The 13,116-nt window shown below is 64.6% G+C and carries 14 protein-coding genes; 11 read left to right on the forward strand and 3 right to left on the reverse strand.

Translation table 11 applies throughout. From position 1 onward, the window contains the following. Positions 1-33: 33 nt before the first annotated feature. A complete protein-coding gene (locus ACFPME_RS14095) occupies positions 34-267 on the forward strand; it encodes an RNA-binding S4 domain-containing protein (RefSeq protein ID WP_377306286.1) in 234 nt (77 codons plus the stop codon). On the opposite strand, the gene ACFPME_RS14100 is transcribed toward ACFPME_RS14095, so the two are convergent. After that, the gene (locus ACFPME_RS14100) at positions 264-863 is read right to left on the reverse strand and encodes an arylamine N-acetyltransferase family protein (RefSeq protein WP_377306287.1); all 600 of its coding nucleotides are present in this window, start codon (positions 861-863) and stop codon (positions 264-266) included. The genes ACFPME_RS14095 and ACFPME_RS14100 overlap by 4 nt on opposite strands. 127 nt (positions 864-990) lie before the next feature. Between ACFPME_RS14100 and ACFPME_RS14105 the strand changes: the two genes are divergently transcribed. The 5 genes from ACFPME_RS14105 to ACFPME_RS14125 all read left to right on the forward strand — a co-directional run bounded on the left by ACFPME_RS14105 (position 991) and on the right by ACFPME_RS14125 (position 6,486). Further along, complete coding sequence (locus ACFPME_RS14105; RefSeq protein WP_377306288.1) at positions 991-1,152, forward strand: hypothetical protein; 162 nt, start codon at positions 991-993, stop codon at positions 1,150-1,152. A gap of 125 nt (positions 1,153-1,277) precedes the next feature. Continuing rightward, positions 1,278-1,988: a peptide-methionine (S)-S-oxide reductase MsrA gene (gene msrA, locus ACFPME_RS14110; protein ID WP_377306289.1), complete on the forward strand. Its 711-nt coding sequence runs from the start codon at positions 1,278-1,280 to the stop codon at positions 1,986-1,988. A gap of 96 nt (positions 1,989-2,084) precedes the next feature. Next, complete coding sequence (locus ACFPME_RS14115) at positions 2,085-3,932, forward strand: ABC transporter ATP-binding protein (protein WP_377306290.1); 1,848 nt, start codon at positions 2,085-2,087, stop codon at positions 3,930-3,932. A 75-nt stretch (positions 3,933-4,007) separates the two neighbouring features. Next, on the forward strand, positions 4,008-5,897 hold the full coding sequence (gene parE, locus ACFPME_RS14120; protein WP_377306291.1) for a DNA topoisomerase IV subunit B: 1,890 nt from the start codon (positions 4,008-4,010) through the stop codon (positions 5,895-5,897). A 67-nt stretch (positions 5,898-5,964) separates the two neighbouring features. Beyond that, positions 5,965-6,486, forward strand: coding sequence for a 3-hydroxyanthranilate 3,4-dioxygenase (locus tag ACFPME_RS14125; RefSeq protein ID WP_377306292.1), 522 nt, complete (start codon positions 5,965-5,967; stop codon positions 6,484-6,486). On the opposite strand, the gene ACFPME_RS14130 is transcribed toward ACFPME_RS14125, so the two are convergent. Continuing rightward, positions 6,483-7,043, reverse strand: a complete 561-nt coding sequence (locus ACFPME_RS14130) for an NUDIX hydrolase (protein WP_377306293.1) — start codon at positions 7,041-7,043, stop codon at positions 6,483-6,485. The genes ACFPME_RS14125 and ACFPME_RS14130 overlap by 4 nt on opposite strands. Before the next feature lie 165 nt (positions 7,044-7,208). On the opposite strand from ACFPME_RS14130, the gene ACFPME_RS14135 reads away from it, so the two are divergent. Both ACFPME_RS14135 and ACFPME_RS14140 read left to right on the forward strand, forming a co-directional pair. After that, positions 7,209-8,735, forward strand: coding sequence for an amino acid permease (locus ACFPME_RS14135; RefSeq protein ID WP_377306294.1), 1,527 nt, complete (start codon positions 7,209-7,211; stop codon positions 8,733-8,735). An 86-nt stretch (positions 8,736-8,821) separates the two neighbouring features. Beyond that, positions 8,822-10,264 (forward strand): amino acid permease, encoded by a 1,443-nt coding sequence (locus tag ACFPME_RS14140; RefSeq protein WP_377306295.1) that lies wholly within the window; start codon positions 8,822-8,824, stop codon positions 10,262-10,264. Positions 10,265-10,718: 454 nt separating this feature from the next. On the opposite strand, the gene ACFPME_RS14145 is transcribed toward ACFPME_RS14140, so the two are convergent. After that, positions 10,719-11,051 (reverse strand): high-potential iron-sulfur protein, encoded by a 333-nt coding sequence (locus ACFPME_RS14145; protein WP_377306296.1) that lies wholly within the window; start codon positions 11,049-11,051, stop codon positions 10,719-10,721. 165 nt (positions 11,052-11,216) lie between these two features. Here ACFPME_RS14145 and ACFPME_RS14150 point away from each other — a divergent pair, with 165 nt between their 5' ends. The 3 genes from ACFPME_RS14150 to mtnC are packed head-to-tail and all read left to right on the forward strand — an operon-like array spanning position 11,217 to position 13,110. After that, positions 11,217-11,867, forward strand: coding sequence for a methylthioribulose 1-phosphate dehydratase (locus ACFPME_RS14150; RefSeq protein ID WP_377306297.1), 651 nt, complete (start codon positions 11,217-11,219; stop codon positions 11,865-11,867). Further along, on the forward strand, positions 11,864-12,427 hold the full coding sequence (locus ACFPME_RS14155) for a 1,2-dihydroxy-3-keto-5-methylthiopentene dioxygenase (RefSeq protein WP_377306298.1): 564 nt from the start codon (positions 11,864-11,866) through the stop codon (positions 12,425-12,427). Before ACFPME_RS14150 ends, ACFPME_RS14155 begins: the two co-directional genes overlap by 4 nt. Next, complete coding sequence (gene mtnC / locus ACFPME_RS14160; RefSeq protein ID WP_377306299.1) at positions 12,424-13,110, forward strand: acireductone synthase; 687 nt, start codon at positions 12,424-12,426, stop codon at positions 13,108-13,110. The genes ACFPME_RS14155 and mtnC overlap by 4 nt, the downstream gene beginning before the upstream one ends. The last annotated feature ends 6 nt before the right edge of the window (positions 13,111-13,116 follow it).

Genomic DNA, 13,116 nt, shown 5'->3' on the forward strand with positions numbered 1-13,116 from the left:
TCACCCTAGCCGGCCCATCTTCCCAGGACTCCCATGCAGACCATCGATTTCGAACTGGAAGGCACGTACGTCGAACTCAACATGCTGCTCAAGCTGACGGGCCTGTGTGACAGCGGCGGCGCCGGCAAGGCCATCGTGGCCACCGGCGCCGTGAAGGTCGACGGCGTTACCGAATTGCGCAAGACCTGCAAGATCCATGCGGGCCAGGTGGTGGCCATCGACGACGCGGAGATCCGCGTATTGGCGGATCCGGAAGCGCAGGCCTAGCCGAGCCGGTCGCCCGGCAGACTGTCCAGCCGCCGATCGAGCTGCGGGTGCGCCGGCAATCGGATCAGGAATTCGTTCTCCAGCACCTCGCGGATCTCGGCAACGCCGCCCAGCGTGTGACGCTCGGGTTCAAGGCCGATGCGCCGTACGGCAAACTCGCGATCGCGCAAGCTCAGACGGCCAGTCGATGTCGTGCGCGCCACATTCAAATGGTTGACGAAGTTCGAGTTGGGGTGCGTCGACACATAGTGATTGGCCACGACGTAATCGACCAGCGGCACCGGGCGCAGGCCGAAGCGATACAGCGACAGCCACTGTCCACGCACCCGCGACTGCATGCACCAATCGCCATCCAGCTGCACCAGGCGGAACGGTTCCAGCAGGGTTGCCTGCTCGATATCCGCCTGCAGCCGCAGTACGCCAACCAGGGTCTGCCCGCCAAAACCGACGTCGACCAGCCAGCTCCCGCCAGCCAACTCGACGCGAAGCAGCATATGGGTCTGTGGCGTGACCGCATTCTCCGGCTGCGTCCACAGCACGCGCGCGATCAGACCCGACACTTCGAAACCGATCGCCCGCAACGCAGCTTCGAGCAACAGGTTCTGCTCGAAGCAATAGCCGCCGCGCCCCCCCGCGCACCAGTTTGCGCTCGATCGCGGCCAGTTCCAGGCTCACCGGCAAACCGAGCCATGGATTGAGGTTCTCGAACGGAATCGCCGCCACATGGGCGGCGACGATGGCCTGCAGCGTCGGCATGTCGGGGCTGACTGCGCCCTGGTGGTCGATGCGCCGCAGATACGCCGGCAGGTCGATTGCGTCGTGCATCGTCACGTCTGCGAGATCGGGCCGATCATCTTAGCCGGCCGCGGCACCCCGCGCAGGTAACCGTTGCCGGCCTGGCGGCGAAATATCGGGTGGGGACGGCCGTAGCGGGCACGCTTGCATCCGCCATGGCCGCTCCCACGTAAAGACACAAGCCCGACAACGCGCCACCGTCAGCGAGGCCCGCCATGCTCCGTCGCACCTTGTTCCACGCACTTCCTCTCACCGCTGCCCTGATGCTGGCAGGGCTGACCGCATGCACGCCGGCAGCGGCCGCGAGCGACGGTGTGAAGCTGCCCGCCCCCGCCGTGGATGCCGTGAAGCCGCTGCATGGCGAAGCTACGGCGGTGTTTGCCGGCGGCTGCTTCTGGGGCATCGAGGCAGTGTTCGAACACGTCAGGGGCGTGCACAAGGTGGTGGCCGGCTATTCCGGCGGAAGCGCCGGCACGGCCAGCTACGATCAGGTGAGCAGCGGCACGACAGGCCACGCCGAGTCGGTACGCGTCCAGTTCGATCCGAAACAGGTCAGCTACGGCACCTTGCTGCAGGTGTTTTTCTCGGTCGCGCTGGATCCGACCGAGCTCGACCGGCAGGGGCCGGACAGTGGCACCCAGTACCGCTCGGCGATCTTCTACGGCAACGACGAGCAGAAGACGATCGCGGCTTCCTATATCGCGCAGCTGACCGCGGCGAAAGCCTTTCCGGCGCCAATCGTGACCCAGGTGGTTCCGCTGAAGGCGTTCTATCCGGCCGAGGCTTACCACCAGCACTACTTCAGCGAGCATCCATACAGTCCCTACATCGTCATCAACGACGCGCCCAAGGTGGCGCATCTGCAACAACTGTTCCCGGCGCTGTACCAGTCGGCGCAGCAGGTCGTCGACGTAGAACTGCATTGACTCGCCCCGGGCAACGCGCCCGTCTTGCGTGAAGCGGCACGGCCCCCATGTCATGACTTCCGCGCTGCTGCGCGATGACCTGAAGACTCTTCCCACGTGCCGCCCCACCGCTCCGCCGAGCCTGTCGAATCGACCGAACTCACCCGCAGTTTCCTGGGTGTGTTCCGTTACAGCGGTCGGGCGCTGGAACTGGTGTGGAGCACCAGCCGCGCGCTGACGATCGCGCTGGGCTTGCTGACGCTCACCGCCGGCCTGCTGCCGGCTGGCGTGGCCTACGTCGGCGCGCACATCGTCGACGCGGTGGTGAACGCCAGCCGGTCATGGACTGCCAGCGGCCATGCCTCGTTGCGGCCGGTATTCGAGTGGGTGGCGCTGGAAGGCGTGCTGGTGGCGGCGTTGGCCGGTGCGCAGCGCGGGCTGTCGATGTGCCAGTCGCTGCTGCGCGCGCAACTGGGGCAGCGCGTCAACGTGATGATCCTGGAGAAGGCGCTGACCCTGCAGCTGGCGCACTTCGAGGATTCGGAGTTCTACGACAAGCTCACCCGCGCCCGCCGCGAGGCGTCGAGCCGGCCGCTGTCGCTGGTGACGCGCACATTCGGGCTGGGCCAGAACGCGATCTCGCTGCTCAGCTACGGCAGCCTGCTGTTCCAGTTCTCGCCGTGGGCGGTGGCCGTGCTGTTGCTGGCCGGACTGCCGTCGTTCTTCGCCGAGACGAAGTTTTCCGGCGACGCGTTCCGGCTGTTCCGCTGGCGCTCGCCGGAAACGCGCATGCAGCTGTACCTGGAAACCGTGCTGGCGCGCGAGGACCACGCCAAGGAAGTGAAACTGTTCGGCCTCGGCCCGCTGCTGCTGGGCCGCTACCGCGACATCTTCGACAAGCTCTACAGCGACGACCGCGACCTCACCGTGCGCCGCGAGAGCTGGGGCTTCGGGCTGGGCCTGCTCGGCACGCTCACGCTGTACGGCGCCTATGCGTGGATCGCCGCCAGCACCGTGGTCGCGCGCATCACGCTGGGCCAGATGACGATGTACCTGATGCTGTTCCGCCAGGGCCAGGCAGCGGTGTCGGCGATGCTGTCGGCGATCGGCGGCATGTACGAGGACAACCTGTACCTGTCCACCCTGTACGAATACCTGGAAACCCCGGTGCCGCCTTCGCTGGGTATCGCGCAACGCGGCGCAAGGCCCGATGACGGCATCCGCTTCGAGCATGTCGGTTTCACCTACCCCGGCGCCAGCGAACCGACGCTGCACGACATCAACCTGCACATCCGCCCCGGCGAATCGCTGGCCCTGGTCGGCCAGAACGGTTCGGGCAAGACCACCCTGATCAAGCTGCTGACCCGGCTGTACTCACCCGACAGCGGCCGCATCCTGCTCGACGGCACCGACCTGCGCGACTGGGACGAAAGCACCCTGTTGCAGCGCATCGGCGTGATCTTCCAGGACTTCGCGCGCTACCAGATGCGCGTGGGCGAGAACGTGGGCGCCGGCGACGTCAGCCACTTCGAGGACGAAGCCCGCTGGCGCGAGGCCAGCGACAAGGGCATGGCCAGCGAGTTCATCGACAGCCTGCCGGCCGGCTTCGAGACCCAGCTCGGCAAGTGGTTCCGCGACGGCCGCGAGCTGTCCGGCGGGCAGTGGCAGAAGATCGCACTGGCGCGCGCGTTCATGCGTTCGCGCGCGGACATCCTGGTGCTGGACGAACCCACCGCGGCGATGGACGCCGCCGCCGAGGCGACCATCTTCGAGCACTTCCGCGAACTGGCCGGCAACCGCATCGCGATCCTGATCTCGCACCGCTTCTCCACCGTGCGCATGGCCGACCAGATCATCGTGATCCAGGACGGCCGCATCGTGGAACACGGCAGCCACGAACAGCTGATGGCGCTGGCCGGCCACTACGCCCACTTGTTCTCGCTGCAGGCGCAAGGTTATCGCTGATCGACCCTGGCCGGCTTGACCCTGCCCGCCCGCGCGCCCCATGCTTTGCCGTCTTTACCGGATCGAAACACACGCATGAGCAGTCGCTACAACGCCGCCGACATCGAAGTCCTCTCCGGCCTGGATCCGGTCAAGCGCCGCCCCGGCATGTATACCGACACCACCCGCCCGAACCATCTGGTGCAGGAGGTGGTGGACAACTCGGTGGACGAGGCGCTGGCCGGCCATGCGAAGACCATCGAGGTGGTACTGCACGACGACGGCTCGGTGGAAGTGAGCGACGATGGCCGCGGCATGCCGGTGGACATCCACCCGGAGGAAGGCGTCTCCGGCGTCGAGCTGATCATGACCCGGCTGCACGCCGGCGGCAAATTCAGCGGCAAGAACTACAACTTCTCCGGCGGTTTGCACGGCGTCGGCGTGTCGGTGGTCAACGCGCTGTCCGACCGGGTCGAGGTGACGATCCGCCGCGACGGTTCCGAATATCGGATGGTGTTCGCCCACGGCGACAAGATCAGTCCGCTGGAGGTCATCGGCACGGTGCCGAAGAAGCGCAGCGGCACCACCTTGCGCTTCTGGCCGGAGGCGAAGTATTTCGACTCGCCGAAGATCTCGCTGGGCAAGCTCAAGCACCTGCTGCGCGCCAAGGCGGTGCTGTGCGCCGGCCTCAACGTCAAGCTCACCGATGTGGCCTCGGGCGAGGTCATCGAATGGCACTACGAGGACGGCCTGCGCGACTACCTGCGCGGCGAACTCGACGGCATCGAGGCGTTGCCGAACGAGCTGTTCGTGCACCGCATGGCACGCGACGTCGAAGGCCTGGAAGTGGCGCTGGCCTGGCTGCCGGAAGGCGAGCTGGTGCAGGAGAGCTACGTCAACCTGATCCCCACCGCGCAGGGCGGTACCCACGTCAACGGCCTGCGCACCGGCCTGACCACCGCGATCCGCGAATTCTGCGACATCCGCAACCTGCTGCCGCGCGGCGTGAAGCTGGCGCCGGAAGACGTATGGGAGCGGCTGTCGTTCGTGCTGTCGACCCGGCTGCAGGATCCGCAGTTCGCCGGCCAGACCAAGGAGCGGCTGTCCTCGCGGCAGACCGCCGGCATGGTCGAGAACGTCATCCACGACGCTTTCAGCCTGTGGTTGAACCAGCACGTGGAGATGGGCGAGCGCATTGCCCAACTGGCGATCGAACGCGCCAGCGCGCGGCTGAAGGCGGCCAAGCAGATCGTCCGCAAGAAGATCACCCAGGGCCCGCAACTGCCCGGCAAGCTGGCCGACTGCACCGCCACCGACCTCACCCGCACGGAACTGTTCCTGGTCGAGGGCGACTCTGCCGGCGGCAGCGCCAAGCAGGCGCGCGACAAGGAGTTCCAGGCGATCCTGCCGCTGCGCGGCAAGATCCTCAACACCTGGGAAGTGGAATCGACCTCGGTGCTGGCCTCGGAGGAAGTGCACAATCTGGCCGTGGCAATCGGCTGTGACCCCGGCAAGGACGACCTGTCCAGCCTGCGCTATGGCAAGGTGATCATCCTCGCCGATGCCGACTCCGACGGCCTGCACATCGCCACCTTGCTGGCGGCGCTGTTCCTGCGCCATTTCCCGAAGCTGGTCGGCGAGGGCCATGTGTTCGTGGCGATGCCGCCGCTGTTCCGGGTCGATGTCGGCAAGCAGGTGTTCTACTGCCTCGACGAGAGCGAGAAGCTGGCGATGTTGCAGCGGATCGAGCGCGAGAAGATGAAAGGCGCGGTCAGCACCACCCGCTTCAAGGGCCTGGGCGAGATGAACCCGCCGCAGTTGCGCGAGTCGACGATCCACCCGGACACGCGCCGGCTGGTGCAGCTGACCGTCGGCGACGACGACGGCACCGCCAAGCTGATGGACATGCTGCTGGCCAAGAAACGCGCCGGCGACCGCAAGGCCTGGCTGGAGGAAAAGGGCGACCTGGCGACGCTTGAGGTCTGAGCCGCCGCGGCTTTTTTTGCGACCGCGGCGGCGCTAAGGTGCCGTTACTTCTCCAGGAACCACCGCCATGGCCTTGCTGCCGCCCATCAACCTCGAGCGCTGGATCGACGAGCACCGTCACCTGCTGAAGCCGCCGGTGGGCAACAAGTGCATCGTCGACGGCGACTTCATCATCATGATCGTGGGCGGCCCGAACGCGCGCACCGACTATCACTATGACGAAGGCCCCGAGTTTTTCTATCAACTCGAGGGCGAGATCACGCTGAAAGTGCAAGACGATGGTGTGGCCCGCGACATCCCGCTGCGCGCCGGCGAAATCTTCTACCTGCCGCCACGCGTACCGCATTCCCCGAACCGTGCCGCCGGCTCCATCGGGCTGGTGATCGAGCGCCGCCGCGTCGAAGGGGAACGGGATGGCCTGCTGTGGTTCTGCGAACGCTGCAACCACAAGCTGTATGAGGAATACTTCACGCTGGACAGCATCGAACGCGACTTTCCTCCCGTGTTCGAGCGCTTCTACGGCTCGCGCGAGGCGCGCACCTGCGGTGCATGCGGCCATCTGAATCCGGCGCCCGCGAAGTACGGCTAAACATGGGCGCCATCCCGCGCCAGCCATTTCTGCGCCATCCGCCGCAGTGAGGCGTCGAGGCTGCTGTCGCTCGCCACCTCGACGACGGACCGCCACGCCAGTGCATGTGATTCCCCGTTGATCGCGAAACGATCATCGCCGCGTGCGCGGACCACATGACGAACGTCGTAATGCCAATGCTCCGGCTCATGCGCGCGCGCGGGGATGCGATGCCGGTCGAGATCGAAGATCCCGCCTTCCACGTGAAGATCCGACACGCCGGTTTCTTCCTGCGCCTCGCGCAGCGCGACGCGCGCCAGATCACTATCGCCGTCGGCGTGTCCGCCCGGCTGCAGCCACTTGTCCAGCTTGCGGTGGTTCATCAGCAGCACCTTCGCGCCGTCGCCGTTGACCAGCCAGCATGAACCGGTGAAATGGGCTGCCGTATTGCTCCGTTCGAATGCATTCGCGTGCGTATGCAGAAATGCTTCGAACTGGATGATGGTCGCCGCCTCACCCTGCCATTGGTCACGGTAACGCTGAAGTGCCGCGAACATGGGGTTGCTGGGTTGCTGCATGGATATCCGTTGGCATGGTGTGGAAGCAAGCCGCGACGGCTCTGCCGCGGCTGAATGAAACTTGTACAACCCGTAATGCTGGGCTATGTTGGCGCGCCATTGCCCCGCCCGTCTTGAGCACCGACGCAGAGCGGAAACGGGGCAACATCACCGAAGGGGAGCTAGATGATAAAAGGTCTGTTTGCCACTCACACCATCGAGGCGATGCCCCGCGTGGACGCCGGCGAACCTGTCGAAGGCAGCTCCACTGGCGAGGTCACGCTGAAACGCGTACTGACCGCACGCCACCTGGTGATGCTCGGCATCGGCGCGGTGATCGGCGCCGGCATCTTCGTCCTGACCGGCACCGCGGCTGCACAGTTTGCAGGCCCTGCGCTGGTGATCAGCTTCCTGATGGCGGGTTTCGCCTGCGCACTGGCAGGCCTGTGCTACGCCGAGTTTGCCGCGATGCTGCCGGTCTCCGGCAGCGCGTACTCCTATTCCTATGCGACCCTGGGCGAAGTGGTCGCCTGGTTCGTCGGCTGGAACCTGGTCCTGGAATACCTGTTCGCGGCTTCAACCGTCGCTGTGGGCTGGTCGGGCTACTTCAATGAAATGCTGCGCATGATCAGCTCGTTGACCGGCATGAACTTCACGCTGCCGGCCGCGCTCTCCTCCGCTCCGTTCACCTTCAACGAAGCGGGCCACCTGATCACCACCGGCACCTTCATCAACTTGCCGGCGATCGCGATCGTGGCTGCGATCAGCTGGCTGTGCTATCGCGGCATCACCCAGTCGGCGACGGTCAACGCGATCATCGTGGCGATCAAGGTGATCGTGATCCTGCTTTTCCTGGTAGTGATGTTCAACTACATCAACACGGATCTGTGGCACCCGTTCGTGCCGGCCAACGAAGGCGGCTCGAAGTTCGGCTGGAGCGGCGTCATCCGCGGCGCCACGCTGGTGTTCTTCGCGTACATCGGTTTCGACGCGGTTTCCACCGCTGCTGGTGAAGCAAAGAATCCACAGCGCGACATGCCGATCGGCATTCTTGGCTCGCTGTTCGTCTGCACCCTGTTGTACATCGCCATGGCCGCCACGCTGACCGGTGTTGCGCCGTTCCGCATGCTCAACACCCCCGAGCCGGTTGCCACCGCACTCAACTATGTACTGGGCAATGTCGCTGCCGGCGGCACCGCGAGCTATGTGCTGGGTTCGCTGAAGATTCTGGTGGTGTTTGCCGCACTGGCGGGCCTCAGCTCGGTAGTGCTGGTCATGCTGATGGGACAGCCGCGCATCTTCTACGCCATGTCGCGTGACGGCTTGATGCCCCAGGCGCTGGGCCGCCTGCATCCAAAACATCGCACGCCGTACGTCGGCACCATCATTGTGGGCGTGATCGCCGCCACGTTGGCAGGCCTTTTTCCGGTAGACGTGCTGGGCGATCTGGTTTCGATGGGCACCCTGCTGGCCTTCGCCACGGTGTGCATCGGCGTGCTGGTGCTGCGCCGCACCCGGCCGGAGCTGCCGCGTGCATTCCGGGTGCCGCTGCCATGGATCATCTGTCCGCTGGGTGCAGCAGCCTGCCTGATCCTGTTCTGGCAGGCATTCGCGGTGCGCTGGCCATTGCTGATCAGCTGGACCGCCATCGGCTTCCTGATCTACGGCTTCTACGGCTACCAACACAGCAAACTTCGCCAGAACTCTCCCTGACAAACGACGGCCGGCGCACAACGCCGGCCGCCGCGTTTGTGACGCCCTGGCGGCGCTCGATACCCCGCTTCCAAAGACGATAGCCCATGCTCAAGCAGTTGCTCGCCCGCAAGACCAACTTCAGCAACGACGATAGTGCCCACGGCCCGGCATTGCGACGCACCCTGGGCCCATGGGGGATTACCGCTCTGGGCATCGGCGCCGTCATCGGCACCGGCATTTTTGTGGTCACGGGCACAGCCGCCGCCGAACACGCGGGCCCGGCAGTATTGATCTCATTTGTCATTGCCGCGATCTGCAGCGGCTTCAGCGCGCTGTGCTACGCCGAGTTCGCCACGCTCATCCCCATTTCCGGCAGTTCGTACTCGTACGCCTACGCCTCGCTGGGCGAACTGGCCGCATGGTTCATCGGCTGGAACATGGTGGCCGAGTACGGCATCTCCGCCTCCGCGGTTGCTGCCAGCTGGACCGGCTATTTCACCAGTCTGCTCGATCACATGGGCATACACCTGCCCGTCGCGCTCACCGAGGCGCCGCTGGCATTCACCGGCGGCCATCTGGTCGCGACCGGGCACCTGTTCAACTTGCCTGCCGTGGCGATCGTGATGGCGCTGACCTGGCTCTGCTATATCGGCATACGCGAATCGTCGGGGCTGAATGCCTTGATGGTGCTGGTCAAGGTGGGCCTGATCGTGATCGTGGTTATCGCCGGCTACCGCTATGTGAATCCGGAAAACTGGCATCCGTTCATCCCTGAAGCGCAGGGTGACGGCAAATACGGCTGGTCCGGCATCATGCGTGGCGCGGCCATGGTGTTCTTCGCCTACATCGGCTTTGAAGCCACCTCGACCGCGGCGCAGGAATGCAAGAATCCGCAGCGCGACCTGCCCTTCGGCATCCTGTTCTCGCTGGTGATCTGCACCGTGCTCTACCTGGCGATGGCCGCCGTGTTGACGGGTCTGGTCCCGTACACCGTGCTGGATACCTCCGAGCCGGTGGTCACGGCTGTCGCAGCGCACCCGGAGCTGGACTGGCTGCGGTTGATCGTGGAGATCGGCGCCATGATCGGGTTGTCCTCGGTCATCCTGGTGATGATCATCGCGCAACCCCGAATCTTCATGATCATGGCGCGTGACGGCATGCTGCCGAAGGTCTTCGGCAAGGTGCATCCGCGGTATCGCACACCACACATCAACACGCTGATCACCGGCACGGTGATTGCCCTGCTGGCCGCGATATTTCCGCTCGACCTGCTCGCCAACCTCACCTCGATGGGCACGTTGATCGCATTTTCGGCGGTCTGCGCCGGCGTGTTGATCCTGCGCCACACCATGCCGGATCTACCGCGTACATTCCGCGTGCCCTGGGTCTGGTTTACCTGCCTGGCGGGAGTCGGCAGTTGTTTCGCGCTGCTTTTCAGCCTGGACTGGTTCAACTGGGCGATCCTCGGGGTCTGGACGCTACTCGGCTTCGCCATCTATTTTCTCTACGGCCGCCGACACAGCTACCTGCGCCATCCCGCTTCCTGAGTGAGCGTGGCCATCCGATGGTGGGTTCGGCGAATATTCGCCGAATTACCGCCAATTTCCGGTTATTCACCGGATCTGCCGTCAACTCGCCAATACAGTTGATCTCACATAAATTTTACGAAACGGACGGCAACTGCTTGATTTCGCTTATTTTGTGAGCCAGGCCCATACAAATCAGCGCGAGGTTCGCCCATTCCTCAATCGCGGGAGTATCATCCTCAGTCCGCGGGTTGATCACTTGGCAGTGGGCCCCGGATCGCGGCTCGACGCGTCAGGTGGGTAAGCTCCTCAGCCTGACACGCCGGGCCGCACTTTTGTCTGCCACGCGCGCAGCCTTCCCCCTTTCTCTTCTCTGCGAGCAAGCCTGGGCTCCTCGTCCAAGCGCAGCCGGCGCGCGCAAAAAAAGGCCGGCGATGTGCCGGCCCCTTTGAATCAGGCGAACCGTGGACGCCCGTCAGGCTTTCTTCGGCGTATGCGATACGCACCAGCCTTTCGCATTCACTGATTTGCCCGGGAACAACTGACACGGCCCACGACCGGTGGCGCCGCCGCTGTAGAACTGGCAATTGGCGCAATTGTCGCCGGCTTTGTGCTTGGCATCAGACGTCTTGCTGGCGTCCTCGACGTAGCCCAGCGCCTTCGCAGTCGGGTCAGTTTCGGTCAGCGCCGGCAGATCGGCGGCGCGTGCAAAGCGCGGCAGTCCGCCAATGACTACGGCGGCCACGGTAGTACCGGCGGCCACTTTGAGGAATCGGCGACGCGATTCGATATCTTTTTCGTTCGACATGGGCAAGCCTCCGTCGTATCTATCCAGCGCACCCTGCACTGGACTCGCGCCAATGTTACGCCTGCCATTGCAACTTTTTCCTGACTGGCGCGAATGGCTCTCATTTCAGCCGGGAGCACGGCCGGCGCGTGCTATAGTTGAAGTTCATTTGGACGTCCAAATACCATGAGCCAAACCCTGCCAGGCACGATCCCGGCCAGCTTGTTCGAGGCATGCGCCGACACCATCGCGGAGACCGCGCGTGAACTGGCAGCGCTCGGCTGGACGCCGGCCACCAGCAGCAACTTCTCGATGCGGATCGATGCGGACCACGCAGCGATTACAGTTTCCGGCCGGCATAAGGGCCGGCTGGGCCGCGAAGACATCATGCTGATCGACCTGGACGGCCATGCCGTCGGCACCGACGCACGCCCCAGTGCCGAGACTGCGCTGCACACGCAGATCTACCGGCGGTGGCCGCAGATGGGCGCGGTACTGCACACCCATTCACGCACGCAGAGCGTGGTTTCGCGATTGTTCGCCGGCGACGGCGTCATCCGTCTGCAAGGCTGGGAGTTGCAGAAGGCGATCACGGGCTACCTCACGCACGAGAGCACGCTGGATATCCCGGTCTTCCCGAATACCCAGCACATGCCCGACCTGGTTGCCCAGGTGGATGCGTGGCTGGACGCCGGCAAGCCGCTGCATGCCTATCTGATCGACGGCCATGGCATCTACACCTGGGGCCGCGACATGGCCGAAGCCCAGCGCCATCTGGAGGCGCTGGAATTTCTGCTCGGCTGCGAGCTGGACCTGAGAAAGTCGAGGGCATCATGAGTCGCCTGCGCATCTTCGACGAGACAAAACCGCAATCGCCCCTGACGGAGCACCACGAACACGCCGCGATTGCCGATGCACTGGCCAAGGTCGGCGTCCGCTTTGAACGGTGGGAGGCGAACCAGCCGATTGCGCCGGGCGCCAGCCAGGATGAGGTGATCGCGGCGTATCGCCGCGACATCGACCGGCTGATGGACGAGGAGGGCTATCAGGCCGTCGACGTGATCAGCCTCGCCCCGGACCATCCCGAACGCGCCGCGTTGCGGCAGAAGTTCCTCGGCGAACACACCCACAGCGAGGACGAGGTGCGCTTCTTCGTCGCCGGCGCCGGCCAGTTCACCCTGCACATCGACGGCAAGGTCTACGACATCTTGTGCGAACAGGGTGACCTGATCGGCGTACCGGATGGCACCCGCCACTGGTTCGACATGAGCGAGTCGCCCTATTTCATAACAATCCGGCTGTTCACCAACAAGGAAGGCTGGGTCGCACAGTTCACCGGTGACGATATCGCAGGAAGGTTTCCGCGGATGCAGCCATGCCGGGTCGAACGGCCATGATCGAAATCCGCGCCATCGTCACCGACATCGAAGGCACCACCAGTTCGATCAGCTTCGTGCGCGACGTGCTGTTTCCCTATGCACGCAAACGGTTGCCGGCCTTCATCGAAACCCATGGTGAGCAGCCGGATGTGCAGCATTGGCTGCACGAGACGGCCCGTGAAGCAGGACTGGTCGAAGCCAGTCGCCAGGACTTCATCGAATTGCTGCTGCAGTGGATCGACCAGGACCGCAAGTCCACCGCGCTGAAGGCGCTTCAGGGCATGATCTGGAAGGACGGCTATGCCGCCAGCGATTACCGCGCCCACATCTACCCCGAGGTCGCCGCCCGCTTGCGCGATTGGCGTGCCGATGGACTGCGTCTGTATGTGTACTCTTCCGGTTCGGTACCTGCGCAGCAGCTGTTCTTCCGCTACAGCGAAGCCGGCGACCTGACCCCGCTGTTCGCCGGCTACTTCGATACCGAAACCGGGCCGAAACGCGAGGCCGAATCCTATCGTCTCATCGCCGAGGCCATCGGTGAGCAGCCTGCGCACATCCTGTTCCTGTCCGATATCGTGGAGGAACTCGACGCCGCGCAGGCGGCCGGCTTCCATACCGGCTGGCTGGTGCGCGAGCCCCAGGCCCTGCCCGGGTCGCCGCGCCACCCGGTATATCGCGATTTCGACGCGATCACGCCCTGAGCCCGC

This window comes from Rhodanobacter umsongensis, from assembly GCF_042654965.1.
GTDB classification, from domain to species: domain Bacteria; phylum Pseudomonadota; class Gammaproteobacteria; order Xanthomonadales; family Rhodanobacteraceae; genus Rhodanobacter; species Rhodanobacter umsongensis.

Excerpts from the sequence above, each read along its gene's own strand:
- ACFPME_RS14145 (WP_377306296.1), bottom strand. The coding sequence starts at position 11,051 with ATGTCGAACGAAAAAGATATCGAATCGCGTCGCCGATTCCTCAAAGTG.
- ACFPME_RS14095 (WP_377306286.1), top strand. The coding sequence starts at position 34 with ATGCAGACCATCGATTTCGAACTGGAAGGCACGTACGTCGAACTCAAC.
- parE (WP_377306291.1), top strand. The coding sequence starts at position 4,008 with ATGAGCAGTCGCTACAACGCCGCCGACATCGAAGTCCTCTCCGGCCTG.
- mtnC (WP_377306299.1), top strand. The coding sequence starts at position 12,424 with ATGATCGAAATCCGCGCCATCGTCACCGACATCGAAGGCACCACCAGT.
- ACFPME_RS14150 (WP_377306297.1), top strand. The coding sequence starts at position 11,217 with ATGAGCCAAACCCTGCCAGGCACGATCCCGGCCAGCTTGTTCGAGGCA.
- ACFPME_RS14125 (WP_377306292.1), top strand. The coding sequence starts at position 5,965 with ATGGCCTTGCTGCCGCCCATCAACCTCGAGCGCTGGATCGACGAGCAC.
- msrA (WP_377306289.1), top strand. The coding sequence starts at position 1,278 with ATGCTCCGTCGCACCTTGTTCCACGCACTTCCTCTCACCGCTGCCCTG.
- ACFPME_RS14155 (WP_377306298.1), top strand. The coding sequence starts at position 11,864 with ATGAGTCGCCTGCGCATCTTCGACGAGACAAAACCGCAATCGCCCCTG.
- ACFPME_RS14130 (WP_377306293.1), bottom strand. The coding sequence starts at position 7,043 with ATGCAGCAACCCAGCAACCCCATGTTCGCGGCACTTCAGCGTTACCGT.
- ACFPME_RS14140 (WP_377306295.1), top strand. The coding sequence starts at position 8,822 with ATGCTCAAGCAGTTGCTCGCCCGCAAGACCAACTTCAGCAACGACGAT.
- ACFPME_RS14135 (WP_377306294.1), top strand. The coding sequence starts at position 7,209 with ATGATAAAAGGTCTGTTTGCCACTCACACCATCGAGGCGATGCCCCGC.
- ACFPME_RS14105 (WP_377306288.1), top strand. The coding sequence starts at position 991 with ATGGGCGGCGACGATGGCCTGCAGCGTCGGCATGTCGGGGCTGACTGC.